Source organism: Cupriavidus sp. FW306-01-F10A (assembly GCF_058782785.1).
On sequence record NZ_JBYSYA010000026.1, the window covers coordinates 22,777 to 46,712 of the forward strand.

24 protein-coding genes, 2 tRNA genes and 1 pseudogene are annotated in these 23,936 nt (G+C 65.6%); 7 read left to right on the forward strand and 20 right to left on the reverse strand.

From position 1 onward, the window contains the following. The first annotated feature begins 54 nt into the window (after positions 1–54). Entirely contained in the window at positions 55–4,911 is a 4,857-nt protein-coding gene (locus tag AC3WLF_RS26605) for an NAD-glutamate dehydrogenase (RefSeq protein WP_492320496.1), read from the forward strand. 17 nt (positions 4,912–4,928) lie between these two features. Here AC3WLF_RS26605 and AC3WLF_RS26610 read toward each other — a convergent pair whose 3' ends face one another. The 4 genes from AC3WLF_RS26610 to AC3WLF_RS26625 all read right to left on the reverse strand — a co-directional run bounded on the left by AC3WLF_RS26610 (position 4,929) and on the right by AC3WLF_RS26625 (position 6,253). Further along, positions 4,929–5,288 (reverse strand): hypothetical protein, encoded by a 360-nt coding sequence (locus AC3WLF_RS26610; protein WP_492320495.1) that lies wholly within the window; start codon positions 5,286–5,288, stop codon positions 4,929–4,931. Between the two features lie 102 nt (positions 5,289–5,390). After that, a complete protein-coding gene (locus AC3WLF_RS26615) occupies positions 5,391–5,579 on the reverse strand; it encodes a hypothetical protein (protein ID WP_492320494.1) in 189 nt (62 codons plus the stop codon). A gap of 91 nt (positions 5,580–5,670) precedes the next feature. After that, positions 5,671–5,904, reverse strand: coding sequence for a hypothetical protein (locus AC3WLF_RS26620; RefSeq protein WP_492320493.1), 234 nt, complete (start codon positions 5,902–5,904; stop codon positions 5,671–5,673). A 40-nt stretch (positions 5,905–5,944) separates the two neighbouring features. After that, positions 5,945–6,253 carry a DUF6566 family protein gene (locus AC3WLF_RS26625; RefSeq protein WP_234788122.1) on the reverse strand — a complete coding sequence of 103 codons (309 nt, stop codon included), beginning with the start codon at positions 6,251–6,253 and terminating at the stop codon, positions 5,945–5,947. Between the two features lie 304 nt (positions 6,254–6,557). On the opposite strand from AC3WLF_RS26625, the gene AC3WLF_RS26630 reads away from it, so the two are divergent. The 4 genes and pseudogenes from AC3WLF_RS26630 to AC3WLF_RS26645 form a co-directional block, all read left to right on the forward strand. Then, a complete protein-coding gene (locus tag AC3WLF_RS26630; RefSeq protein ID WP_492320492.1) occupies positions 6,558–6,818 on the forward strand; it encodes a hypothetical protein in 261 nt (86 codons plus the stop codon). A 43-nt stretch (positions 6,819–6,861) separates the two neighbouring features. Further along, positions 6,862–7,368, forward strand: coding sequence for a cupin domain-containing protein (locus AC3WLF_RS26635; RefSeq protein WP_492320491.1), 507 nt, complete (start codon positions 6,862–6,864; stop codon positions 7,366–7,368). 199 nt (positions 7,369–7,567) lie between these two features. After that, positions 7,568–7,738 (forward strand): BrnT family toxin, encoded by a 171-nt coding sequence (locus tag AC3WLF_RS26640; protein ID WP_492320490.1) that lies wholly within the window; start codon positions 7,568–7,570, stop codon positions 7,736–7,738. Then, positions 7,722–7,997 (forward strand): annotated as a pseudogene (locus AC3WLF_RS26645) (BrnA antitoxin family protein); the annotation flags it as partial. The gene AC3WLF_RS26640 and the pseudogene AC3WLF_RS26645, both read left to right, overlap by 17 nt. 551 nt (positions 7,998–8,548) lie before the next feature. Here the strand turns inward: AC3WLF_RS26645 and AC3WLF_RS26650 are convergent. From AC3WLF_RS26650 to phaZc, 14 genes are all read right to left on the reverse strand, one after another. Then, positions 8,549–8,860 carry a hypothetical protein gene (locus tag AC3WLF_RS26650; protein WP_492320489.1) on the reverse strand — a complete coding sequence of 104 codons (312 nt, stop codon included), beginning with the start codon at positions 8,858–8,860 and terminating at the stop codon, positions 8,549–8,551. Positions 8,861–9,001: 141 nt separating this feature from the next. Beyond that, a tRNA-Pro gene (locus AC3WLF_RS26655) sits at positions 9,002–9,078 on the reverse strand. Between the two features lie 55 nt (positions 9,079–9,133). After that, positions 9,134–9,559 carry a MerR family transcriptional regulator gene (locus tag AC3WLF_RS26660; protein WP_492320488.1) on the reverse strand — a complete coding sequence of 142 codons (426 nt, stop codon included), beginning with the start codon at positions 9,557–9,559 and terminating at the stop codon, positions 9,134–9,136. A 116-nt stretch (positions 9,560–9,675) separates the two neighbouring features. After that, positions 9,676–10,086, reverse strand: a complete 411-nt coding sequence (locus tag AC3WLF_RS26665) for an integration host factor subunit alpha (protein ID WP_037024300.1) — start codon at positions 10,084–10,086, stop codon at positions 9,676–9,678. 101 nt (positions 10,087–10,187) lie between these two features. After that, positions 10,188–12,635, reverse strand: coding sequence for a phenylalanine--tRNA ligase subunit beta (pheT, locus tag AC3WLF_RS26670; protein WP_492359051.1), 2,448 nt, complete (start codon positions 12,633–12,635; stop codon positions 10,188–10,190). Positions 12,636–12,692: 57 nt separating this feature from the next. Continuing rightward, positions 12,693–13,724, reverse strand: a complete 1,032-nt coding sequence (pheS, locus tag AC3WLF_RS26675) for a phenylalanine--tRNA ligase subunit alpha (protein WP_010813101.1) — start codon at positions 13,722–13,724, stop codon at positions 12,693–12,695. 238 nt (positions 13,725–13,962) lie between these two features. Beyond that, complete coding sequence (rplT, locus tag AC3WLF_RS26680; RefSeq protein WP_008650487.1) at positions 13,963–14,319, reverse strand: 50S ribosomal protein L20; 357 nt, start codon at positions 14,317–14,319, stop codon at positions 13,963–13,965. A gap of 28 nt (positions 14,320–14,347) precedes the next feature. Next, entirely contained in the window at positions 14,348–14,545 is a 198-nt protein-coding gene (gene rpmI, locus AC3WLF_RS26685) for a 50S ribosomal protein L35 (RefSeq protein WP_006575466.1), read from the reverse strand. A gap of 167 nt (positions 14,546–14,712) precedes the next feature. Further along, positions 14,713–15,234: a translation initiation factor IF-3 gene (gene infC / locus AC3WLF_RS26690; RefSeq protein WP_078195944.1), complete on the reverse strand. Its 522-nt coding sequence runs from the start codon at positions 15,232–15,234 to the stop codon at positions 14,713–14,715. A gap of 48 nt (positions 15,235–15,282) precedes the next feature. After that, positions 15,283–17,190: a threonine--tRNA ligase gene (gene thrS / locus AC3WLF_RS26695; protein ID WP_454749836.1), complete on the reverse strand. Its 1,908-nt coding sequence runs from the start codon at positions 17,188–17,190 to the stop codon at positions 15,283–15,285. Between the two features lie 361 nt (positions 17,191–17,551). Beyond that, positions 17,552–17,628: transfer RNA gene (locus tag AC3WLF_RS26700), tRNA-Val, on the reverse strand. A gap of 21 nt (positions 17,629–17,649) precedes the next feature. Beyond that, positions 17,650–19,869, reverse strand: a complete 2,220-nt coding sequence (locus tag AC3WLF_RS26705) for a RelA/SpoT family protein (RefSeq protein WP_492320486.1) — start codon at positions 19,867–19,869, stop codon at positions 17,650–17,652. A 15-nt stretch (positions 19,870–19,884) separates the two neighbouring features. Continuing rightward, positions 19,885–20,247 carry a RidA family protein gene (locus AC3WLF_RS26710; protein ID WP_010813105.1) on the reverse strand — a complete coding sequence of 121 codons (363 nt, stop codon included), beginning with the start codon at positions 20,245–20,247 and terminating at the stop codon, positions 19,885–19,887. A 44-nt stretch (positions 20,248–20,291) separates the two neighbouring features. After that, positions 20,292–21,173: a 3-hydroxybutyrate-oligomer hydrolase PhaZc gene (gene phaZc, locus AC3WLF_RS26715; RefSeq protein WP_492320485.1), complete on the reverse strand. Its 882-nt coding sequence runs from the start codon at positions 21,171–21,173 to the stop codon at positions 20,292–20,294. Positions 21,174–21,378: 205 nt separating this feature from the next. On the opposite strand from phaZc, the gene AC3WLF_RS26720 reads away from it, so the two are divergent. Further along, entirely contained in the window at positions 21,379–22,155 is a 777-nt protein-coding gene (locus AC3WLF_RS26720; RefSeq protein WP_492320484.1) for a 3-hydroxybutyrate dehydrogenase, read from the forward strand. A gap of 10 nt (positions 22,156–22,165) precedes the next feature. After that, positions 22,166–22,648 (forward strand): DUF411 domain-containing protein, encoded by a 483-nt coding sequence (locus AC3WLF_RS26725; protein WP_010813108.1) that lies wholly within the window; start codon positions 22,166–22,168, stop codon positions 22,646–22,648. A gap of 37 nt (positions 22,649–22,685) precedes the next feature. Here the strand turns inward: AC3WLF_RS26725 and AC3WLF_RS26730 are convergent, their stop codons facing one another. Further along, positions 22,686–23,069, reverse strand: a complete 384-nt coding sequence (locus AC3WLF_RS26730) for a putative zinc-binding protein (RefSeq protein ID WP_492320483.1) — start codon at positions 23,067–23,069, stop codon at positions 22,686–22,688. Between the two features lie 224 nt (positions 23,070–23,293). After that, entirely contained in the window at positions 23,294–23,932 is a 639-nt protein-coding gene (locus AC3WLF_RS26735; RefSeq protein ID WP_010813109.1) for a CoA transferase subunit B, read from the reverse strand. Positions 23,933–23,936 lie beyond the last annotated feature (4 nt).

A 23,936-nucleotide genomic window follows, 5' to 3' on the forward strand; every position in this document is an offset into this window, starting at 1 on the left:
GAGCATGCCCCGGCACATGCCGCGGGCCGCCCATCGACACCGCGAGGAGGGATCATGCCGCAGGAGAACGAAGACAAGGTCGCGCACCTGCTGGACGAACTGGCCAGCTTCGCGCGCGAGCGGCTGCCGGCGGCGATGTTCGCCGTGGTCGAGCCCTTCCTGCTGCACTACTACGACCAGGCCGACGCCGAGGACCTGCTCCAGCGCGACGTCGACGATCTCTACGGCGCCGTGATGGCGCACTGGCAGACCGCCCAGAAATTCACCCCCGGCAGTGCGCGCATCCGCGTCTACAACCCCAACCTGGAAGAGCACGGCTGGCATTCGGACCACACCGTGGTCGAGATCGTCAATGACGACATGCCCTTCCTGGTCGACTCGGTGACGATGGAGATCAACCGGCAGGGACTGGCGCTGCACTCGGCCATCCATCCCGTGTTCCGGGTCTGGCGCGACGCGCGCGGCGGCATCGAGCGGATCGCCCCGGGCGGCGCCGGCGAGACCGGGGACAGTTCGCGCCTGGAATCGTTTATCCATTTCGAGATCGACCGCAGCGGCGAGGCCGCGCGGCTGGAAGCGCTGCGCAGCGCCATTGCGCAGGTGCTGGTCGACGTGCGCGCGGCGGTGGAAGACTGGCCGAAGATGTGCGACATCACCCAGGCCACCATCGCCGCGATGGCGCAGGCGCCCGACGCGGCCTCGCCGGAAAGCGCCGAAGCGCGCGCCTTCCTGGACTGGATGATGGATGACCACTTCTCCTTCCTCGGCCAGCGTGACTACCAGCTGGTGTCGCAGGACGGCCGCTACTTCCTGCGCGGCGTGCCGGGCTCGGGCGCGGGCATCCTGCGCGAAAGCCTGCGCGAGCCTGATGCCGAAGACCTCACGCTGCTGCCCGCCGCGGCCACCGCGATCATCGAAGGGGCCTCGCCGATCTTCCTGACCAAGGCCAATTCGCGCGCCACCGTGCACCGGCCGGGCTATCTCGACTATATCGGCGTCAAGCTGCTCGATGAAAACGGGCAGCTGTTCGGCGAGCGGCGCTTTGTCGGCCTGTACACCTCGACTGCCTATATGGCGCCGATCGCGGAAATTCCGCTGGTGCGGCGCAAGTGCGCCAATATCCTGGCGCGCGCGGGCTTCCTGGCCAAGGGGCACCTGTACAAGTCGATGGTGACCATCCTTGAGCAATATCCGCGCGATGAACTGTTCCAGGCCACCGAGGACGAACTGTTCGACATCACCACCGGCATCCTGCGGCTGCAGGAACACCAGCGCACCCGGCTCTTTGTGCGGCGCGACCGCTTCGACCGCTTTGTCTCGTGCCTGGTGTTCGTGCCGCGCGACAAGTACAACACCGACCTGCGCCAGAAGATCCAGAAGCTGCTGACCGCGGCTTTCCACGGCACCAGTTGCGAGTTCACGCCACTGCTGTCCGAGTCGCCGCTGGCGCGCATCCAGCTCACCGTGCGCGGCGAGCCCGGCACCATGCCGCACGTTGATACGCGCGAGCTGGAGGCGCGCATCGTGCACGCCAGCCGCCGCTGGCAGGACGATCTCGCTGAAGCCCTGCATGAAAGCCACGGCGAAGAGCAAGGCAACCGGCTGCTGCAGCGCTACGGCGGCTCGTTCCCCGCCGGCTACCGTGAGGACTACCCGGCCCGCACCGCGGTGCGCGATATCGAGCTGATGGAGCACGCGCTGCGCGGCAACGGCATGGCGATGAACCTGTACCGGCCGATCGAGGCCGCGCCGGGGGTGTTCCGCTTCAAGGTGTACCGTGCCGGCGAGCCGATCGCGCTGTCGCACAGCCTGCCCATGCTGGAACACCTGGGCGTGCGCGTGGATGAAGAGCGCCCCTACCTGATCGAACCCGACAGCGGCGCGCCGGTATGGGTGCACGACTTCGGGCTGGAGATTGCCGACAGCGGCAGCGCGGCGGAATTCGACATCGCGCGCGTCAAGGCCTTGTTCGAGGATGCCTTCGCGCGCGCCTGGCACGGCGAGATCGAGAACGATGACTTCAACCGCCTGGTGCTGCGCGCCGAGCTGGCCGCACGCGACGTCACCATCCTGCGCGCCTATGCCCGCTACCTGCGCCAGGTGGGCTCGACCTTCAGTGACGCCTATATCGAGCGCGCGCTGACCGGCAACGCGGCCATTGCCGCCATGCTGGTCGGCCTGTTCGTGGCGCGCTTCGACACCTTCAGCGAGGTCGCCACCGACACCGCCCGCCAGGCGCGCTGCGACAAGCTGCTGGCCGATATCGGCGCGGCGCTGGACAAGGTGCCCAACCTGGATGAGGACCGCATCCTGCGGCTCTTCCTGGGCGTGATCAACGCCACCGTGCGCACCAACTATTTCCACCGCGGCGAGGAAGGCCAGCCGCGCCCGTATGTGTCGTTCAAGTTCAATCCCGCGCTGGTCCCCGGCCTGCCCGAGCCGCGCCCGATGTTCGAGATCTGGGTCTACTCGCCGCGCGTTGAGGGCGTGCACCTGCGCGGCGGGCGCGTGGCCCGCGGCGGACTGCGCTGGTCAGACCGGCGCGAGGACTTCCGCACTGAAGTGCTGGGCCTGATGAAGGCGCAGATGGTCAAGAACACGGTGATCGTTCCGGTGGGCTCCAAGGGCGGCTTCGTGGTCAAGCGCCCGCCCCCGCCCACCGACCGCGATGCATTCCTGCAGGAGGGCATTGCCTGCTACCAGACCTTCCTGCGCGGGCTGCTGGACCTGACCGACAACCTCGTCGGCGGCCAGCTGGTGCCGCCACCCGAGGTGGTGCGCCACGACGACAACGACCCCTACCTGGTGGTCGCCGCCGACAAGGGCACCGCGACGTTCTCCGACTTCGCCAACGCGATCTCCGCCGAATACGGCTTCTGGCTGGGCGATGCCTTTGCGTCCGGGGGCTCGGTCGGCTATGACCACAAGAAGATGGGCATTACCGCGCGCGGTGCGTGGGAATCGGTCAAGCGGCATTTCCGCGAGATGGGTGTCGATATCCAGACCACGGACTTCACCGTGGCCGGCATCGGCGACATGTCGGGCGACGTGTTCGGCAACGGCATGCTGCTGTCGCCGCATATCCGGCTGGTGGCGGCTTTCGACCACCGGCATATCTTCCTCGATCCCGACCCGGACACGGCAAGGAGCCTGCAGGAGCGCACGCGGCTGTTCGGCCTGCCCCGCTCCAGCTGGGCCGACTACGACGCCACGCTGATCTCCGCCGGCGGCGGCATCTATCCGCGCAGCGCCAAGACCATCGCGCTGTCGCCGCAGGTGCAGGCGGTGCTGGGGGTCACGGCAGCCACGCTGTCGCCGGCCGAGCTGATCCACGCCATCCTGATGGCGCCGGTCGACCTGCTCTACAACGGCGGCATCGGCACCTACGTCAAGTCCAGCCAGGAAACCCACCTGCAGGCCGGCGACCGCACCAACGACGCGGTGCGTGTCAACGGCAATGACCTGCGCTGCAAGGTGGTCGGCGAAGGCGGCAATCTCGGCTTCACCCAGCTGGGCCGCATCGAGTTCGCGCGCAAGGGCGGGCGCATCAACACCGACGCCATCGACAACTCGGCCGGGGTGGACTGCTCGGACCACGAGGTCAATATCAAGATCCTGCTCGGGCTGGTGGTTGCCGACGGCGAAATGACCGAGAAGCAGCGCAATAAGCTGCTGGCCGAGATGACCGACGAGGTCGGCCTGCTGGTGCTGCAGGACAACTACTACCAGACCCAGGCACTGTCCGTGGCCGGGCGCAGCAGCCCCGCGCTGCTCGACGGCGAGGCGCGCCTGGTGCGCTGGCTGGAGCGCGCCGGACGGCTCAACCGGCCGCTGGAGTTCCTGCCTTCGGAGGAAGAAATCGCCGAGCGCAAGCTGGCCGATGAAGGCCTGGCATCGCCCGAGCGTGCCGTGCTGCTTGCCTACAGCAAGATGTGGCTGTACGACGAACTGCTGGCCTCCGACGTGCCGGAAGACACGCTGGTCGCCGGACTGCTGTCGGACTATTTCCCGGTGCCGCTGCGCCAGCGTTACGCCGACGCGATGCAGCGCCACCCGCTGCGGCGCGAGATCCTGTCGACGCACCTGACCAATATGCTGGTCAACCGTATCGGCGCCACCTTCGTGCACCGGATCATGGAAGAGACCGACGCACGCCCGGCCGATATCGTGCGCGCCTGCCTGATCGCACGCGATGTCTTCGGCCTGACCACCCTGTGGCAGGAGATCGATGCGCTGGACAACCGTGTGGCCGATGCCGAGCAGGCGCGCATGTTCGGGGCCGTGGCGCTGCTGCTGGAGCGCGCGTGCCTGTGGTTCATCCGCTATCTGCGCAGCGGCAGCAAGGCCGCCGAGGACCTGGCGCGCTTTGCCCAGGCCGCGCAATGGCTGGCCCCGCAACTGCCGCGGCTGCTGCCGCCGGCCGATGCGACGGCACTGTCAGAGCGCACCCGGGCCTTGACGGATGCAGGGGTCGACGAAGCGCTGGCTGTGCGCGTGGCCGGCAGCGAGATCTCCGCCGCCGCGCTCGATATCGCCGAAGTGGCCACCGCATGCGAACGCAGCCTGGACCTGGTGGCGGGGGTTTATTTCGCGCTGGACAGCCACCTGAGCTTCAGCTGGCTGCGCGAGCGCGCGCTGGCGCTGCCATCGGACACGCACTGGGACCTGCTGGCACGCACCACCACGCTGGAAGACCTGGGGCGGCTCAAGCGCGCACTGACCGTCAGCGTGCTGTCACAGGCGGGTGAACTGGATACGCCCGAAGCCATGATCGATGCCTGGCGCTCCAGCCGTCATGGCGCGCTGGAACGCTTTACGCGCATGCTGGCCGACCAGCGCGCCTCGGGGGCTGCGGGGCTGTCGATGCTGTCGGTCGCGGTGCGCGAGATCGGCATGCTGGAACGCGCATAGCGCTGGCCAGCCCGCGCTTATTCGTCTGCTTCCGCGTCCGTGTCGAGGTCCGCATCGTCACCGATGCCGGCGCCGGCGCCACGCGGGCGCAGTTCCAGCCCGAGCAGGACCAGCAGGTCGAAGGCATCGGAAAGCAGGTGTTTCTGCCTGGGCAGCAGGCTGGCGTACGGCATGTCGTAGATCGACTGGTGCGCGGCACGCTCGCCCTTGAGGCCGCGGTCACGCGCGATATCCGACAGCAGCGCGGCAAACCCTGAGAGGTCCTGCGCTGCCAGTGCTGAATTCAATACCTTGGCGATCACTTCCGGCGAAGCGTTCGCCCAGCCCATGCGTTCAGCATTGGAGGCAGAGTCTTGAGGAAGGTCGGCAAAGTCCATGATTGTGTATAACGGTCCCGCCTGAGCAAGCTTAAGGCGGCAACCATGTGGATTTGACCCCACATGCGTGGGGTGACATGGCTTGCCGTCCGCCGATCCGGGCTAGCGCGGTACCGGCTTCGCCGCCACCTGGCGGTAGACCGTGCTGCCGTCGCGCGCGATGCGTGCCTGGACGTGATTGCGTGCGCCGCACTGCGGGCAACGGAACACGGGACCCTGCCCTTCATTGCGGATCTGCACCTCATTCGGCTCCCAGCGCGCACCGCAAGCCTGGTTCCCACAAACAAACATGAAATCTCCTTGAAACAGACGCCCGAGAGCCTGAGCCGGGCGCGATACGGGGCATGGCCGCACTGCCCGGTGGCGGCGCGGCCATGCCTGCTCAGCCGTGATTATCAGGCCAGTCGACCGGGCGCGCGCCCATTCGCCACATATTCGGCGGCTCACCCAATGCCGTGCTCTGGTACATCCAGGCGCCGCAGCCGGTGCAGCGCCAGCGGCTGTCGACCTTGCACCGGTTGCTCATGGCCGCAATGCCCGAGGCAGCCAGGTGCTCGTGTGGCGGCACGCTGGACGGTTCGCCCACCAGCTGATGACACAGGTCACAGGCGTGCATCGGCATCTCCTGTCATGGCGATGATTGCGCGCCGGCGCCCTCAGCCATTGTGCTGCACCCATTGCCGCGCCCACGAAATCGCCGCGGCGCGCGCATCTTCGGGCGTGGCGTGCGTGGCCGGCGGCGCGCCGCCCTCCAGCACCACGGCGCCCGACTCCCAGATATCGCACAGGGCCTTGAATCGCCCCATGCCCAGCGCGTGGCAATACACGTGGATCACGAAGCCGCCGTACTCCACCACGTCAGTGGCAGTATCGGTCAGCGCCTGATCCGCGGTGGGATCGGACGGCACCAGCGGCACATCGGGCTGGCGCAGCACCCGCCGCTCCGCGGCCGTGCGCACCAGCATGGCGCAGGCACCGCCCACCGCCGCGCCCAGCACCACGCCCAAACCAAACCAGCAAGCCCTGCTCCCGCACCTCGCCATGGCATCCCCCGCAGCGACCCTGCCGGTCCTGGCACGACCATGCTGTGCGACCGGCATCGCTTTCAGGTTATACCAATACAGGCCGACACCGCTTGCCACCAACTTCCACGCGGCAATGGCACAGCGCCGCAGGGTGTGGCGGCGCACGAAAATGAGAATCGTCGGGGATGACCGAAGCGCTGGCCAGAGCTATACTGTACATCCATACAGTATTCGGATACTGCCCATGCCCTTGTACCAGTCCGATTCCATCCTGCTCGAGGCCTACTACTTCGGCGACGACAGCGAATCCCTGCGCCTGCCTTGCGGCAGTGTCTGCGTGGACGCCGGCGCCATCCTCGTCGACGGCATCGAGCCACTCCAGTTGCAGGCCCTGCGCTGGACGCCGGATTTCCTGTCCTTCGACGCCCAGGGCACCCGTCACCGCTACCCGGTCAGCCGCCCCACCCTCGTCGGCCCCGGCCAGGCACGCTTCGCACTGCTTTAAGCTACGGCTTCCGCATCGCCGATGCGCCACGCCGCTTGCCCACATGCCAGACCTCAGCCCGACCGCCAGCCAACTGATCCGCTCGCTCGACCTGCAGCCGCATCCGGAAGGCGGCTACTACCGCGAAACCTATCGCGGCGAAGAGCAGGTCGTCTGCCAGGACGGCCGCACACGCGCAGCCTGCACCGCGATCCACTACATGCTGTGCGGCAACGACTATTCCGCGTGGCATCGCATCCGGTCCGACGAACTCTGGCACTACCACGCAGGCTCCCCCGTGGACGTGCACCGGATCGTGGACGGCACCATCGTCACGCAGCGCCTGGGCGACCCGCTGCGGCATCCCGGCGCGGCCTTCCAGGCAATGGTGCCCGCCGGCCAATGGTTTGCCGCCGAACGCGTGGATATGGCCGATGGCATGGACTTCGCCCTGGTCGGCTGCACCGTGGCACCAGCCTTCCAGTTCAGCGAATTCGAACTGGCCGACGCAACGGCGCTTGCCGGCCTGGCATGCGGACATGACGCGCTGTTGCGCAGGCTGGCGCGCTAGCCTCCACCCAAAAAACAGCCCGCGGCGGCGGGGTGCGGGCGGGCTGGTGAGTACAGCGGGACCAGTCTAAGCCAGGGTACCGGCGCGCCATGACGGGAGAACCCGGGTATCTCGCCGCCTTTTCTGGCAACGGTCGAGCAGCGCGTATAGCCCAACAGGCACTCAGGATGCGGATTCATATCCTGCAGCACAGATAATCTTGGGTCCACCCATTATTTGCAGCTACAATTATTCTGTATGGACATCACTCGGCGTCATTGATGAGCGCCTCTATTGCGTGGTGTTCACCCAGCGCGGGAATGCAATGCATATCATCAGCCTGCGCAAGGCCAACAAACGCGAGGCAAGGAACTATGTCGACCAAGCCTAAGATCGTCGTGCCGACCGACGAAGAGGACGCGGCCATCAACCGCGGCATCGCTGCGGATCCGGACACGTACGAGGTCTCGGCGAAAGAGATGCAGGCCATGAAGCCGCTCGGCAAGCGCGGCCGCGGTCGACCCAGGCTCGCCAGCACCAAGGAACTGGTGAGCATTCGCTATGACGCGGACATACTGGATGCATTCCGCGCCAGCGGGGAAGGTTGGCAGACGCTGATGAACGCAACGCTGAACGTTGCGCTTCAACAGGCCATGGACATTACCTACGTTGGGGGCCCACTGCATGGAACCACGGTCCGTGACAACCCCAACACCTTGTCATCCGTTCTCACCTATCGCCCGGTAACAGCCTTCGCGAACGACCCTGCGCATCAGGCAACGTATCGTCGGGTAACCCTCGAACGTGCCATTGGAAACAACGTCGAACGCCGCGAGTTCTTTGTGAGTGACAGTCTCACCGACAGCGAAGCCGATTCCCTGGTCCAGCGAGAAGACCTTTGGCCTATGTCAGAGCCACACCATGCCTGAGTATTGGATGCGGTCCAATAGGGCAGCTTGGCGGGCTACCCGGAGTCAGCCAGCACCGGCCGCGTCCAACCAAGCTCGCTGATGCAATCGGCGACCTGCCCTTCCCGGGCGTCCGAGTGCTTGCGTGCGTTGCGCATATATGGCGCAAGCTCCACAGGAAAAGTAAGAACGACAGCAGCGATCGCTATCGTTGCAACAGGTTAGGTAGAAAGCGGGCCTGCTTTTCGCAGTAACAGCCAGCGCCGCGCATGGCGGGCCGAAAGGTCATGCACTTATCCACGCTTGCATTCGACCTTCTCTTCGTATTCACCGTCGTCCTTCCATTCGCGCTCGATCAGGCAAGGGCCGTCGCGGTACTTCTGCTTCCGCTCATAGCCACGCGGGCCGCCCTTGCATTTGCGCTCTTCCTTGTATTCGCCATCGCGCTTCTGTTCGCGTTCGATTTCACAAGGGCCGCTACGGAATTTCTCTTGGTACTCACCGCCACGATATGCGCTCGGGTAGCCGCGGTCATCGGCGCGTGCGGCAGCCGCGGCCGTCAGCCAGAGGAGCGCAAGGGTAGCCACACAGAGCTTTCGGAACATAAGTGGGGAATCGGTCGGGAGGATGGCAGAGCATAGCAACGGGCATCGGCGACGGCTGTATCAAAGCGTTACCGCACTGGCCGGCCATTTCCACGCAGAAAATAAAAAACCCGCCTGGCTATTCACCAAGCGGGTTCTGTCTGGTCGGGGCGAGAGGATTTGAACCTCCGACCACCTGCACCCCATGCAGGTACGCTACCAGGCTGCGCTACGCCCCGAAGCAAAAGATTATAACAGAAGCATTTCCCGTATGACTAGCTCCCGACGTCGAAATTATCCGTGCTTCGCGATCTCCCGCAGTTGCGCGAGCAGGTGCTGCACTTCGACCAGTTCATTGCGCAGGCCGCCGATGTCGACCGACAATGCCGCCGCATTTTCTTCGCCAGCCTCTGCGGCCTCAGGCGCTGCCGCTGCCCCACTGTGATGACGGCCTTCATCGAGGCGATTGCGCGCGCCGTTGATGGTGAAGCCCTGTTCGTAGAGCAGTTCGCGGATGCGGCGGATCAGCAGGACTTCATGGTGCTGGTAGTAGCGGCGGTTGCCGCGGCGCTTGACGGGCTTGAGTTGCGTGAACTCCTGTTCCCAATAGCGCAGGACGTGCGGCTTGACGGCGCAAAGCTCGCTCACCTCACCGATGGTGAAGTAGCGCTTGGCCGGAATCGGCGGCAACGCGATGCGATCGCTGGATTTGTCCGACATGTGGTGTGTAGACGAGCGTCAGGCCATGCCGGCCATGCGGTTGGCGCACACCAGGTGCGCGCCCAGAAGCATACCGATGCCGGCTTCGGGAAGCAATCCGCCGTTCGGGTGACGCGTCAGCCGACGATGCCCGCGCGTTCTTCCACCAGGCCCTTGAGTTTCTGGCTGGCGTGGAACGTGACCACGCGGCGAGCGGTGATTGGAATGACTTCGCCGGTCTTGGGATTGCGGCCGGGCCGCTGCGGCTTGTCGCGCAACTGGAAATTGCCGAAGCCGGACAGCTTGACGCTGTCGCCCTGCTCCAGCGCTTCGCGGATGACGTCGAAGAAGGCCTCGACCATATCCTTCGATTCGCGCTTGTTCAGGCCCACCTGGTCGAACAGCATCTCGGCGAGTTCGGCCTTGGTCAGCGTGGGAACTTCGGTCGCGCGCGCATCCGGCATCGCGTCGTCAAGGGAGGAAGCCTGCCGGTCGCTCATCTCACCCAGTGCTGCAGCGGTCATGGAATTCGCGTCTCGATCATTCATGTCGATCGCTCAAGTGTGTGTCTGGCGATCCGCCCGGGGCAAGCCCGGGCGCCCTTGTTTATCGTGTGTCCGTCGCGTACTTGTTGCGTACTGGCGATGGCTCAGCCGCGCAGCCGGGCCTGGAAGGCCTCTGTCAGCGCGTCGACCATGCAGCGCACTGCGCTGTCGACGGTTTCGTCCTGGAGGGTCGACCCAGTATCTTGCAAGGTCACCCGGAACGCAAGGCTTTTCTCGTCCGCGCCAATGGCAGCGGAAGCGCCCTTGGGACGGAACTCGTCGAACAGCACCAGGCTCTGGCAGTAGCGGCCGTAGCCCTGCTTTTCCAGTGCCGCGCGCATGGCGTCGAGCAGGTCCTGCACGCGCACCGATTGCTTCACGACCATGGCCAGGTCGCGCACGGCGGCCGGGAACTTGGAGATCTCGGTGTACACCGGCAGGCCGGTGTCGCGCAGCGCGTCAAGCGCCAGCTCGAACACGACCGGGGCGTGCGTCAGCTCGTATTCCTGCAGCCAGCGCGGATGCAGCTCGCCGACCACGCCCACCGCCTTGCCGTCGAGCAGCACGCGCGCGGCGCGGCCCGGGTGCAGCGCCGGGTGCGACACCGGCTCGAAGCGCGGCACGCGCGGATGGAACAGTGCCTCGACATCGCCCTTGATGTCGAAGAAGTCGACGTTGCGCGCGGGGATGCCCCACTGCTCTTCGAACGCCGGGCCATAGGCAATGCCCGCGGCCATCATCGGCTGATCGTAGCCGGCCACCGTCAGGCCGCCATCCTTCACGCTGGCGTCGCGATGGAACACGCGGCCCACCTCGAACAGGCGCACGCGCGCAGCCTTGCGGTTCAGGTTGTAGCGCACCTTGTCGACCAGGCCGCCGATCAGCGTCGAGCGCATCACCGCCAGCTGGCTGGCGATCGGGTTCAGCAGGCGGATCGGGTTGTCGTTGGCGGCGAAGTCGCGCTCCCACTTCTCTTCGACGAAGGCGAAGTTGATGACTTCCTGGTAGTCGCACGCGGCCACGGCATGGCGCACCACGTGGCTGGAGCGGCGGGCCTCGTTGGTCGGGCGCATCTCGCTTTCGGCGATCGGCGGACGGGCCGGGATGCGCTCGAAACCATAGATGCGGGCCACTTCCTCGATCAGGTCTTCCTCGATCTCGATATCGAAGCGGTAGCTCGGCGGCGTGACTTCAAACACCTCGCCCTCGGCGCCCTGGGTGCGCGTGAACGGCAGCTGCAGGCGCTGGAATACATCGGCGATGGCCGCAGGCGACAGCTCGATGCCCAGCACGCGCTCGGCGCGCGCCACGCGCAGGCTGACCGGCTTGCGCTGCGGCAGGTTGACCACGTGGTCGTCCACCGGGCCGGCCTGTCCGCCGCAGATCTCGAGGATCAGCGCGGTGATGCGCTCGATATGCTCGACCGTGGTAGCGTAGTCCACACCGCGCTCGAAGCGGTGTCCGGCATCGGTCGAGAAGTTATAGCGGCGGCCACGGCCCTGGATCGCAGCGGGCCACCAGAATGCGGCCTCGAGATAGATGTCCGTGGTGTCCAGCGTCACGGCGGTGCTGTCGCCGCCCATGATGCCGGCCAGGCTTTCGATCTCCTTGTCATCGGCGATCACGCCGACCTGCTCGTCGACCTCGATGGTATTGCCGTTGAGCAGCTTGATCTTCTCGCCCTTGCGGCCCCAGCGCACGTCCAGGCCGCCGTGGATCTTGCTCAGGTCGAACACGTGCGACGGACGGCCCAGTTCCAGCATCACGTAGTTCGAGATATCGACCAGCGCGGAAACACTGCGCTGGCCCGAGCGCTCCAGGCGCTGCACCATCCATGCCGGCGTGGCCGCGCGCGCATTCACGCCGCGGATCACGCGGCCGGAGAAGCGGCCGCACAGGTCCGGCGCCGACACCTTGACCGGCAGCTTGTCCTGGATCGTCACCGCCACCGGCGTCATCTCCGGCAGGTTCAGCGCAGCGCCGGTCAGCGCCGACACTTCGCGCGCCACGCCGTGGATCGACAGGCAGTCAGCCTTGTTCGGCGTCAGCTTGATGACAAAGACCTGGTCGTCCAGGTCGAGGTACTGGCGGATGTCCTGGCCGACCGGCGCGTCTTCCGGCAGCACCATCAGGCCACCGTGGTCCTCCGACAGCTTGAGTTCGCGCGCCGAGCACAGCATGCCGTAGCTGTCCACGCCGCGCAGCTTGCCGATCTTGATCTCGAACGGCTTGCCGCCATCCTCGGACGGCGGCAACACGGCGCCGACCAGTGCGCACGGCACCAGGATGCCGGGCTTGACGTTGGGCGCGCCGCAGACGATCTGCAGGGTCTCGCCGGTGCCGGCATCGACCTGGCACACGTTGAGGCGGTCGGCGTTGGGATGGCGCTCGGTCGACAGCACGCGCGCGACCACCACCTTGTCGAACGGCGGCGCGACCGAGCCGACCTCTTCCACTTCCAGGCCGGCCATGGTCAGCGTGTGCGACAGCGCGTCGGTGGAGATCTTTTCAGGGTTGGCGAAGGTGCGAAGCCAGGATTCCGAGAATTGCATGGCGCTTCTGATCCGGTAAGTATTCTGTGTGGTCGTTGACGAGGGGACGGCGGCGCGTCAGGCGAACTGGCGCAGGAAGCGCACGTCACCCTCGAAGAACAGGCGCAGGTCGTTGATGCCATAGCGCAGCATGGTCAGGCGCTCCAGGCCGGAGCCGAACGCGAAACCGATATAGCGCTCGGGATCGAGGCCCATGTTGCGCAGCACGTTCGGATGCACCTGGCCCGAACCGGAGATCTCCAGCCACTTGCCGTTGCCGAAGGCCATGTCGATCTCTGCCGACGGCTCGGTGAACGGGAAGTACGACGGGCGGAAGCGCACCTGGATGTCATCGCGCTCGAAGAACTTGCGCAGGAAGTCGGTGTACACCCCCTTCAGGTCGGCAAAGCTGACGTCCTCGCCGATCCACAGGCCTTCGACCTGGTTGAACATCGGCGAGTGCGTGGCGTCGCTGTCGACACGGTAGGTGCGGCCCGGGCAGATCACCTTGATCGGCGGCATCGCCTTGCCGGCGTACTTCTCGACATGCATCTTGGCGTAGCGGACCTGCATCGGGCTGGTATGCGTGCGCAGCAGCAACAGCTTGTCTTCGCTGTCGCGGCCATCCACGTAGAACGTGTCCTGCATCGAACGCGCCGGATGGTTGTCCGGATTGTTCAGCGCGGTGAAGTTCATCCAGTCGGTCTCGATCTCGGGGCCGTCGGCCACATCGAAACCGATCGAGCCGAAGATCTGCTCGACGCGCTCCCACGTGCGCATCACCGGGTGCAGGCTGCCGCGGCTGACCGCACGGCCAGGCAGCGTGACGTCGATGGCCTCGGCGGCCAGGCGCGCGTTCATCAGCGCATCGGCCAGCGCCTGGCGGCGTGCCTGCAGGGCAGCTTCAACCTGCTGCTTGATCTGGTTGATGCGGGCGCCTTCCGTCTTGCGGGTTTCCGGGTCGAGCTTGCCGAGGCCCTTGAGCAGTTCGGTCAGCGCGCCGGTCTTGCCCAGGAAGCGGGCCTTTTCGTTTTCCAGCGTGGCGTTGTCGTTGGCAGCGGCGAAGGCGGCCTGGGCATCGGCGACAATTTGATCCAGATCCTGAGACATGGCGGCGGTCGTGGGATTTTTGGCGTCGGGCCGGTACGCACCGGTCCGACGTGGGTTGGCACTACGTGCGGTGTTCGTTTCGAATGCGGTCTCGGCAACCGGATAGCGGCAACTGAAACGGCATTCGAAATAAAAACGGGGCTCGGTGAGGAGCCCCGTTTCAGCGGACCTTGCGGTCGGCGGTCGACCTTGCGGTCGGTGCTTGCCCGGCAGCGCTTACGCGCTGCCGCAGCCGGCATCAGGCAACGGTGGCTTTCACCTGGTTGACGATGGCGGCAAAGGCAGGCTTGTCGTGAATAGCCATGTCCGACAGCACCTTGCGGTCCAGTTCAATCGAGGCCTTCTTCAGACCGTTCATGAACACGCTGTAGGTCATGCCATGCTCACGCGTCGCGGCATTGATACGCGCAATCCACAGAGCGCGGAACACGCGCTTCTTGTTGCGGCGATCGCGGTACGCGTACTGGCCAGCACGCATGACCGCCTGCTTGGCGATGCGGTAGACATTATTGCGACGGCCGCGGTAACCCTTGGCAGCATCGATGACTTTCTTGTGACGGGCCCGTGCAGTGACCCCACGCTTTACTCGAGGCATGTAATTCTCCTTTCGTTTTCGTCAGGGGTTATGCGTAAGGCATCATCGCGCGCACCGACTTCAGGTTCGTCTCATGGACGTCCTGAGTACCGCGCAGTTGACGCTTGTTCTTGGTGGTCTTCTTGGTCAGGATGTGACGCTTGAAGGCCTGGCCACGCTTGAACGAACCGTTCGGACGGGCAGTAAAGCGCTTGGAGGCGCTTTTCTTCGTCTTCATCTTCGGCATGAAAAACTCCAGCTCATATGACATGCATGCAGGTGGACGGCTCACGCCGACGCTTGCAAGACCCGCATCCACTTGTTGTTGCACAGCGGCCCTTGCGGACCACGCGCGACTTCCGCGCGAAGCAACGCCGGGATGCCTGGCATCCCGGCCGCTGCACCGCGCAGGAATTACTTCTTCTTCTTGGGGGCGAGCACCATCACCATCTGGCGCCCTTCCATCTTCGGCATCTGCTCGACCTGGCCGATTTCTTCCAGGTCCGCCTTCAGGCGTTCGAGCATGCGCGCGCCGATTTCCTGGTGCGCCATCTCGCGACCACGGAACCGCAGCGTGATCTTGGTCTTGTCGCCGTCTTCCAGGAAGCGCTTCAGGTTGCGCAGCTTGACGTTGTAGTCGCCATCATCCGTACCCGGCCGGAACTTGACTTCCTTGACCTGGATGATTTTCTGCTTCAGCTTCGCCTCGTGGGCGCGCTTGGCTTCCTCGTACTTGAACTTCCCGTAATCCATGATCCGGGCGACGGGCGGAACCGCGTTCGGCGCGATCTCGACCAGGTCCAAGTCCTTATCTTCAGCCAGCCGGAGCGCGTCCATGAACTTGACGATGCCGAGCTGTTCGTTATCAACCCCTACCAGGCGCAGCTCAGGCGCGCTGATTTCCCGGTTGATGCGATGACCTTTGTCCGTAGCGATGTTGCGTTACCTCAAGAAGACAAAAAAACAAGCCGTGCTCACCACCCATCAGGCTTTGCTGGCGACGTCGTTTTGCAGACGCTCAACAAACGCGGAGACGGGCATCACACCCAGATCCACGTTGCCACGGGCACGCACGGCCACTTGACTGGCATCCCGCTCCTTGTCGCCCACTACCAGCAGGTAGGGAACCTTTTGAAGCGAATGCTCGCGGATTTTATACGTAATTTTCTCATTACGCAAATCAGCCTTGGCCCTAAACCCTTGTTTTTGCAGCAATTGCACGACGCTTTCGGCGTATTCCGCCTGCGAATCCGCAATATTCATGACCACCACCTGCTCCGGGGCCAGCCAGGCCGGCAGCGCACCGGCGTGGTTTTCCAGCAGGATGCCCAGGAAACGCTCGAACGAACCCAGGATGGCCCGGTGCAGCATCACCGGGCGCTTGCGCGAGTTGTCCTCGGAGACGTATTCGGCATCCAGGCGCTCCGGCAGCACCAGGTCAAGCTGCAGCGTGCCGCACTGCCACGAGCGGCCGATCGCATCCTTGATGTGGTACTCGACCTTGGGGCCGTAGAACGCGCCCTCGCCCGGCAGCTCTTCCCAATCCACGCCGCAGGCGCGCAGCGCCAGGCGCAGGCCCTCTTCGGCGTGATCCCAGATCTCGTCCGAGCCGGCACGCTGGTCCGGGCGCAGCGACAGCTTGACCTTCACATCCTTGAAGCCGAAGTCGTCGTAGACCGAGAACGCCAGTTCGTTGAAGGCCTTGGCCTCCGCCACGATCTGCTCTTCCGTGCAGAAGATGTGCGCATCATCCTGCACAAAGCCGCGCACGCGCATCAGCCCGTGCAGCGCGCCCGACGGCTCGTTGCGATGGCAGGCGCCGAATTCGGCCAGGCGCAGCGGCAGGTCGCGGTACGAACGCAGGCCGTGGTTGAAGATCTGCACATGGCCCGGGCAGTTCATCGGCTTGATCGCGTAATCGCGCTTCTCCGACTCCGTGACGAACATGTTCTCCTTGTAGTTCTGCCAGTGGCCGGACTTTTCCCAAAGCGAACGATCCATCACCTGCGGCGTGCGGACCTCATCGTAGCCGGCGTCCGTCAGGCGGCCGCGCATGTACTGCTCGACGGCCTGCCACACCTGCCAGCCCTTCGGGTGCCAGAACACCATGCCGGGCGCCTCTTCCTGCAGGTGGAACAGGTCGAGCGTCTTGCCCAGCTTGCGGTGGTCGCGCTTCTCGGCCTCTTCCAGCATGTGCAGGTAGGCTTCCTGGTCTTCCTTCCTGGCCCAGGCCGTGCCGTAGATGCGCTGGAGCATCTCGTTGTTGGCGTCGCCGCGCCAGTAGGCGCCGGCCACCTTCATCAGCTTGAAGACCTTCAGCTTGCCCGTGGACGGCACGTGCGGGCCACGGCACAGGTCGACGAAGCTGCCTTCGCGGTACAGGCCGATTTCCTGGTCGGCGGGGATCGAGGCGATGATCTCGGCCTTGTACTTTTCGCCCATCGACTCGAACAGCGCCACCGCTTCGTCGCGGTTCCATACTTCGCGCACGACCTTCTCGTCCTTGCGGGCGAGTTCCGTCATCTTCTTCTCGATGGCGGCCAGGTCTTCGGGCGTGAAGGGACGCTTGTAGGCAAAGTCGTAGTAAAAGCCGTTTTCGATCACCGGGCCGATCGTCACCTGCGCTTCCGGATAGAGCTCCTTGACGGCATAGGCCAGCAAGTGCGCCGTGGAGTGGCGAATCACATCGACGCCATCGGCGTCCTTGTCCGTGACGATGGCCAGCCCCGCATCGCGATCAATCTTGTAACTCGTGTCGACCAGCTGGCCGTCCACCTTGCCGGCCAGCGCGGCCTTGGCCAGGCCGGCGCCAATGCTCTGCGCGACTTCGGCAACCGTCACCGGGCCGGGAAACTCGCGGCGGGACCCATCCGGCAGCGTGATTGCGATCATTTCGACTCTCCAGGATTCCGCCGGCGGCGTCTTGCGCTTCGCCCGAGCGGATCAAACTGCATCTTGTGGCACCGGCCCTGAATGTCTGCGGGACCGGCGATTTATTCTTTGCTGCCCTGCCCTGCGGCACCGGAAACGCGGCAGCTTATCAGGGCGCTGGCAGGCGACAGACGAAAAAAAACGCGGCCAAGGCCGCGTTTCTCTTTGTCAAACCCGATCCAACCGGGTCGAAGGCGCACCTCGACTACTGTCGCTTGCCAGCGGTAGTAGTTCGCGGTGTCATAACCATGATGCCCTTCCGTTCCGTATGGGGTTGAATCGGACTTGCCGCACTTCTTTTTACTGCTTTACTGCAATTCGTTGGTAGGCTCGATTGGACTCGAACCAACGACCCCCACCATGTCAAGGTGGTGCTCTAACCAGCTGAGCTACGAGCCTAGCGAAGCCGCAAGTATAGCATCACTTTCTTTTCGCCTGCAACACCCCCTGCACGTCTTCGATCAACTGCAGCGCGCGCTGCAGCTGCGTGGCCTCGGACACTTCGGCAGTGAACTGCATGCGCGCAACGCCCTTGCTGGAGAGCGTCTTGACGCCGGTGACGTTGATCTTCTCGCGCGACAGCACTTCGGAGATATCGCGCAGCAGCCCCTGGCGATCGATCGCCTCGACATGGATGTCGACCGGGTAGACCGCGGCGTGGCTCTTCTGGCCCCACTCGGTCTGGATCACCCGCTCCGGCGCGCGCCCGGCCAGTTGCTGGAAGGTGTGGCAGCTGCGCCGATGGATCGACACCCCGCGCCCGCGCGTGACAAAGCCGACGATGTCGTCCGGCGGCGCCGGCTTGCAGCAGCGCGACATCTGCGTCATCAGCGAATCCACGCCCACCACCAGCACGCCGCTCTTGGCGCCGCGCGCCACGCTGGTCGCGCGGCTCTTCTTGGTGACAGCGTCTTCCTCGCTCAGCGGCACCTGGACCTCGCCCTCCGGGTGTCGCAGCGCGTGCTCCACGTGGCGCAGGCTGAACTCGTCCTTGGCCACTGCCGCAAACAGGTCCTCCGGCGTCTTGAAGCCCAGCCGCGTGGCCAGGTCTTCCAGCTTGACCGCGGTCTTGCCTTCGCGCTGCAGGGTCTTGTCGATCAGCACGCGGCCCTGGGCGATGGTCTCCTGCGAATCGAGCGCATTGAACCAGGCCCGCACCTTGGCCCGCGCGCGGCTGCTGGCCAGGTAGCCCAGGTCCGCGTTGAGCCAGTCGCGTGACGGGCCGCCCTGCTTGACCGCGATGATCTCCACGGTCTGGCCGTTCTTCAGCGGCGTGTTCAGCGGCACCATGGTGCCGTCCACGCGCGCGCCGCGGCAGCGGTGGCCGAGGTCGCTGTGCAGGTAGTAGGCAAAGTCCACCGCGGTGGCGCCCTGCGGCAGCGCCACCACGCGCGCCTGCGGCGTCAGCACGTAGATGTGGTCGTCGATCGCGGCGTGCTTGATCTGCTCCCATGATTCGTCGTGCGCCACGCTGTGGTCGGCATCGTCCTTCCACGCCAGCAGCTGGCGCAGCCAGGCAATCTTCTCGTCATAGCGCTCGCTGGCGGAGAACTGCCCGGCATAGCCGCGGCTGCCCGCTTCCTTGTAGCGCCAGTGCGCGGCCACGCCGTATTCCGCGAAGTGGTGCATCTCGTGGGTGCGGATCTGCACCTCGAAGGCGCGCCCGTCATCGCCGATCACCACCGTATGCAGCGACTTGTAGCCGTTGGCCTTGGGCCGCGAGATGTAGTCGTCGAACTCGCGCGGGATCGGCTGCCAGATATGGTGGACGATACCGAGCACCGTGTAGCAGTCCTTGATATCGTCGACGATCACGCGGAAGGCGCGCACATCGTACAGGTCGGCAAAATCCAGCTCCTTGCCGCGCATCTTCTTCCAGATGCTGTAGATATGCTTGGGCCGCCCGCTGACCTCGGCACGGATGCCGGCGGTCGCCAGCTCGGACTGCAGCCGTTCGATGGCGCTGCCGATATAGCCTTCGCGCTCGATGCGCTTCTCGTCCAGCAGTTTGGCGATGCGCTTGTAGGTATCGGGCTGCTCGAAGCGGAACGCCAGGTCCTCCAGCTCCCACTTCATCTGCCAGATGCCGAGGCGGTTCGCCAGCGGCGCGTAGATGTCCAGCGTTTCGCGCGCCACGCCGGGCAGCGGCGCCTGCTTGGTCTCGGCCAGCCAGCGCAGGGTCTGCAGCCGCGAGGCCAGGCGCACCAGCACCACGCGGATATCCTGCGCAAACGCCAGCAGCATCTTGCGCAGCGCCTCGACCTGCTCGTGGCGCGCCTGCGCTTCGTTCTTCGAGGGCTCGGCATCGGGGCGGCTGCCGGCAATGGCGCCGATGCGCAGCAGCTGCCGCACACCGTCGACCAGCCGTGCCACCTCGTCGCCAAAGCGCGGCGCGATCTCGGCCTCGGTGCCGGGCACGAAGGCCACCAGCCCGAACAGGCAGGCGGCGGCGCGCGCGGCGTCGTCGACGCGCAGGCCGTCGAGAATGCGCAGCATGCCCTGCGCGTGCGACTGCACGGTCTCGCCGGTGGGCAGCGCGACCTCGGCACCATGCTCGCGCACGTAGGCCAGTGCGCGCTCGACCAGTTCGGCATCCGGAATGCCCGCGACCCGACCGGTCAGGTCGGTGGACGTCACCATGTCACAACGCCTGCATCAGTTGAGCGCAGCGGTCACCACCACTTCGATCAGGTAATCGGGATTGGCCAGGCGGGCTTCGACGGTGGCGCGCGGGGGCGTGTTGCCTTGCGGCACCCAGGCGTCCCAGACTTCGTTCATCTCGCCGATCTGGTCGACATTGGTCAGGAAGATCTGGCACGACAGGATGCGGGTCTTGTCGCTGCCGGCCTCGGCCAGCAGCCGGTCGATATGGCCGAGGACCTCGCGCGTCTGGCCGCGGATATCGGCCTTGGGATCGACCTCGGGCACCTGACCGGCGAGATACACCACGCCGTTATAGACCGCGTATTCGGACAACCGCTTGCCCACGTGGGCGCGCTTCAGTTCAAGGTTACTCATGACAATGCGTTGACTGATAAAAACAAGGCCGGCATGCGATGCAATCAGGCCCCGGTAAAGAACTGCCGGGCGATCGCAATCTGCGCCGGATCGACAAAGGTCGGGGCATGGCCCACGTCGGGCACTTCCACCGAGCTCACATGCTTGCCGCGTGCCACCATTTCGGCCACGGTCTCGCGCAGCAGCAGGTCCGACTGCGCACCGCGCACCACCAGCACCGGGCCTTCGATGGCCTCGAAGCTGCGCCAGAGCGCGGCCTCGCCGGCGGCAATGGCCTCGGGCGTGGACTTGCGGAACGGCACCGCCAGTTGCGGATCGTAATGCAAGCCCCATTCCAGGCCGTCGGTGCCCTGCACCGGCTTCAGGATGGCGGCGTTGAGCTCGCGCCACTGCTCGGGCGTATGGCGGCCGAACGATGCGCCGATGGTCTGCAGGTAGGCCAGGCCTTCCTCGAAGGACTTGAAGCGCACCGGCAGCCCCAGGTAGGCGCCGATCCGTTCCACCGCCGACGGCGCCAGCTTCGGGCCCACGTCGTTGAGCAGCAGCTTGCGCACCGGCGATTTCGGCAGCCCCGCCAGGCCCATGCCGATCAGCCCGCCCATCGAGGTGCCGAACCAGTCCACCTTCTCCACATTGAGCCGCGCAATCAGCGTAACCATGTCGGACACGTACTGCGGCACCACGTAGCCGTTGGCATCGGCCAGCCATTCCGAGCGGCCGCGCCCGGCCACATCGGGGCAGACCACGCGGTAATCGCCGCACAGCGCACTGGCGACGGCGTCGAAATCGCGGCCGGTGCGCGTCAGCCCATGCGCGCACACCAGCACGCGCGGATTGGCGGGGTCGCCCCACTCGTGGTAGGCCATGCGGTGCAGGCCCGCCGGACTGATGCACTGGACAAAACCGAGACGCGGACTGGCAGACATCTGGACTCCCTGACGAACCGGACCGCGGACCGCAAAAAGACGGCGCTGCCGGAGGTTGAGCAAAGCTGGATTGTACGCCGCAGCGGGTACAATGCCACAGCACAGTGTCAGCGCCCCGCATGCGCGGCCGCGCACCGCCACGGCGCGCTCCGCCAACCCTGTGGCATCCCTTCTGTGGCATCCCTTTCTCTCGACGGAGGCTTACATGCTCAACGGCAAGACCGCACTGGTGACTGGCTCGACCAGCGGCATCGGGCTCGGCATCGCGAAAGCGCTGGCGGCCCAGGGCGCCAACATCATCGTCAACGGCTTTGGTGACGCGGACGCCGCAAAGGCAGAGATCGCGCAGGCCGGCCAGGGAATCCGGGTCGGCTACCACGGCGCTGACATGAGCAAGGCGGCCGAGATCGAAGACATGATGCGCTACGCGCAGTCCGACTTCGGCGGCACCGACATCCTGGTCAACAACGCCGGCATCCAGCACGTGGCCGCGATCGAGGATTTCCCGCCCGAGCGCTGGGACGCGATCATCGCCATCAACCTGACCTCGGCCTTCCACACCACGCGCCTGGCGCTGCCCGGCATGAAGCAGAAGGACTGGGGCCGCATCATCAATGTCGCCTCCACCCACGGGCTGGTGGCCTCGGCGCAGAAGTCCGCCTACGTGGCGGCCAAGCACGGCATCGTCGGCTTCACCAAGGTGACCGCGCTGGAAACCGCGCAGACCGGCGTCACCGCCAACGCGATCTGCCCGGGCTGGGTGCTGACGCCACTGGTGCAGAAGCAGGTCGAAGCCCGCGCGCAGAAGGAGGGCATTCCGGTGGAACAGGCCAAGCGCGAGCTGGTGCTGGAGAAACAACCCTCGGGACAGTTTGTCACGCCCGATGAGCTGGGCGCGCTGGCCGTGTTCCTGTCGTCCGAAGCAGCCCGCCAAGTCCGCGGCGCGATCTGGAACATGGACGGTGGCTGGGTGGCGCAGTAAGGAGCAAGCGATGCAACGACGCAGTTTCCTGCGCGCGCTGGCGCTGGGCGCGGTCTCGGCCGGGGCGCTGGCACCGGTGGCCGGCGCGCTGGCGCAAGCCGCCAAGCCGCTTGCCATCGACGTCTACAAGAGCCCGCTGTGCGGCTGCTGCGAGGATTGGGTCAAGCACCTGCGCAGCAACGGCTTCACCGTGACGGTGCATGATGTCGAGGACACCGGCGTGTACCGCAAGCGTTTCGGCATGCCGGAACGCTTTGGCTCCTGCCACACCGGGTATATCGGCGGCTACGCCATCGAGGGCCACGTGCCGGCGGCGGATATCCGCAAGCTGCTGGCCGCAAAACCCAAGGCCGTCGGCCTGGCCGTGCCGGGCATGCCGGTCGGCTCGCCCGGCATGGAACAGGGTCCGCGCAAGGACCCCTTCGACGTGCTGATCGTAAAAGCGGACGGCGCCGCTTCGGTGTTCGCCAGCTACAACAAGCAGGCAGGCTGACCTGCGGCTACCGGGCGCGCCACGGCGCGTCCGGGCTTCAGCCTGCGGCGGCCAGGCTCGCCAGTGCCGCCTCTACCTCTCCCCAGATCGCTTGTTCCTCGGCCTCGGTGCATGCGCCGTGCTGGCGCTTGGTCGCGCCGAGTCGGTTCAGCACCAGGTGCCGGTCCGCCGCCACGCCCACGCTGGCCAGGCAGGCCTTGACACAGGCCAGCGGGCAGCCATCCAGCGCCAGGATCGGCCGCCCCGAGCGCGCCACTCGCGTCAGCGCCGGCACGCCGCCGCCCACGCCGCTGATGCAGGACATTTCGGCACGGCCGCCGCGGTCGAGCCGTACCGCGCAGGCATTGGCCAGTTGCGCGACGCTGGAGCAGCCGGAGCAGGCGTAGACCAGTGGCAAGGATTGGTTCGGGGAAGCCGGCATGGCGCACCTTCCGTGAGGGTTCGACCGCGGCAGGGTCTGCGCCTTGCCGGAGAGCAGCCAGCTTAGTGCGCAGCGATGTTGCCGGGCTATTCGCCGGAAGAGCTAGGGAGTGCAGCCGGCTGGCGTAGCCCGGCCGGGCAATTCCAAAGCGAAGCGACCCGAAAAAAAGCCCCTGCGGCGCATCGCACCTCAGGGGCCCTGCCAGGCTTCGGAGCTCAGCCCGCTTACAGCAGCGGAGCGCCCGTCTTGGCCTGGATTTCCTCGCGGCTGACACCCGGAGCCGTTTCCACCAGCTTCAGGCCTTCGTCGGTCACGTCGATCACACCCAGGTCGGTGATGATGCGGTTGACCACGCCCACGCCGGTCAGCGGCAGGTTGCAGTCCTTCAGGATCTTGATGTCCTCGGTGCCGTCCTTCTTCTTGGCGGTGTGTTCCATCAGCACCACGACGCGGCCGACGCCGGCGACCAGGTCCATTGCGCCGCCCATGCCCTTGACCATCTTGCCCGGGATCATCCAGTTGGCCAGGTCGCCCTTCTCGCTGACCTGCATCGCACCCAGGATCGCCAGGTTGATGTGGCCGCCGCGGATCATCGCGAACGAGTCGGCCGACGAGAAGATCGACGAGCCCGGCAGCGTCGTCACGGTCTGCTTGCCGGCGTTGATCATGTCGGCGTCGACTTCGTCCTCGGTCGGGAACGGGCCGATGCCTAGCAGTCCGTTCTCGGACTGCAGCCACACTTCCATGCCTTCGGGCACCCAGTTGGCCACCAGCGTCGGCAGGCCGATGCCCAGGTTGACGTAGAAACCGTCCTGCAGCTCGGTCGCGGCGCGCGCGGCCATTTCGTCACGTGTCCATGCCATGATG

Excerpts from the sequence above, each read along its gene's own strand:
- AC3WLF_RS26605 (WP_492320496.1), top strand. The coding sequence starts at position 55 with ATGCCGCAGGAGAACGAAGACAAGGTCGCGCACCTGCTGGACGAACTG.
- AC3WLF_RS26610 (WP_492320495.1), bottom strand. The coding sequence starts at position 5,288 with ATGGACTTTGCCGACCTTCCTCAAGACTCTGCCTCCAATGCTGAACGC.
- AC3WLF_RS26615 (WP_492320494.1), bottom strand. The coding sequence starts at position 5,579 with ATGTTTGTTTGTGGGAACCAGGCTTGCGGTGCGCGCTGGGAGCCGAAT.
- AC3WLF_RS26620 (WP_492320493.1), bottom strand. The coding sequence starts at position 5,904 with ATGCACGCCTGTGACCTGTGTCATCAGCTGGTGGGCGAACCGTCCAGC.
- AC3WLF_RS26625 (WP_234788122.1), bottom strand. The coding sequence starts at position 6,253 with ATGCTGGTGCGCACGGCCGCGGAGCGGCGGGTGCTGCGCCAGCCCGAT.
- AC3WLF_RS26630 (WP_492320492.1), top strand. The coding sequence starts at position 6,558 with ATGCCCTTGTACCAGTCCGATTCCATCCTGCTCGAGGCCTACTACTTC.
- AC3WLF_RS26635 (WP_492320491.1), top strand. The coding sequence starts at position 6,862 with ATGCCAGACCTCAGCCCGACCGCCAGCCAACTGATCCGCTCGCTCGAC.
- AC3WLF_RS26650 (WP_492320489.1), bottom strand. The coding sequence starts at position 8,860 with ATGTTCCGAAAGCTCTGTGTGGCTACCCTTGCGCTCCTCTGGCTGACG.
- AC3WLF_RS26660 (WP_492320488.1), bottom strand. The coding sequence starts at position 9,559 with ATGTCGGACAAATCCAGCGATCGCATCGCGTTGCCGCCGATTCCGGCC.
- AC3WLF_RS26665 (WP_037024300.1), bottom strand. The coding sequence starts at position 10,086 with ATGAATGATCGAGACGCGAATTCCATGACCGCTGCAGCACTGGGTGAG.
- pheT (WP_492359051.1), bottom strand. The coding sequence starts at position 12,635 with ATGCAATTCTCGGAATCCTGGCTTCGCACCTTCGCCAACCCTGAAAAG.
- pheS (WP_010813101.1), bottom strand. The coding sequence starts at position 13,724 with ATGTCTCAGGATCTGGATCAAATTGTCGCCGATGCCCAGGCCGCCTTC.
- rplT (WP_008650487.1), bottom strand. The coding sequence starts at position 14,319 with ATGCCTCGAGTAAAGCGTGGGGTCACTGCACGGGCCCGTCACAAGAAA.
- rpmI (WP_006575466.1), bottom strand. The coding sequence starts at position 14,545 with ATGCCGAAGATGAAGACGAAGAAAAGCGCCTCCAAGCGCTTTACTGCC.
- thrS (WP_454749836.1), bottom strand. The coding sequence starts at position 17,190 with ATGATCGCAATCACGCTGCCGGATGGGTCCCGCCGCGAGTTTCCCGGC.
- AC3WLF_RS26705 (WP_492320486.1), bottom strand. The coding sequence starts at position 19,869 with ATGGTGACGTCCACCGACCTGACCGGTCGGGTCGCGGGCATTCCGGAT.
- AC3WLF_RS26710 (WP_010813105.1), bottom strand. The coding sequence starts at position 20,247 with ATGAGTAACCTTGAACTGAAGCGCGCCCACGTGGGCAAGCGGTTGTCC.
- phaZc (WP_492320485.1), bottom strand. The coding sequence starts at position 21,173 with ATGTCTGCCAGTCCGCGTCTCGGTTTTGTCCAGTGCATCAGTCCGGCG.
- AC3WLF_RS26720 (WP_492320484.1), top strand. The coding sequence starts at position 21,379 with ATGCTCAACGGCAAGACCGCACTGGTGACTGGCTCGACCAGCGGCATC.
- AC3WLF_RS26725 (WP_010813108.1), top strand. The coding sequence starts at position 22,166 with ATGCAACGACGCAGTTTCCTGCGCGCGCTGGCGCTGGGCGCGGTCTCG.
- AC3WLF_RS26730 (WP_492320483.1), bottom strand. The coding sequence starts at position 23,069 with ATGCCGGCTTCCCCGAACCAATCCTTGCCACTGGTCTACGCCTGCTCC.
- AC3WLF_RS26735 (WP_010813109.1), bottom strand. The coding sequence starts at position 23,932 with ATGGCATGGACACGTGACGAAATGGCCGCGCGCGCCGCGACCGAGCTG.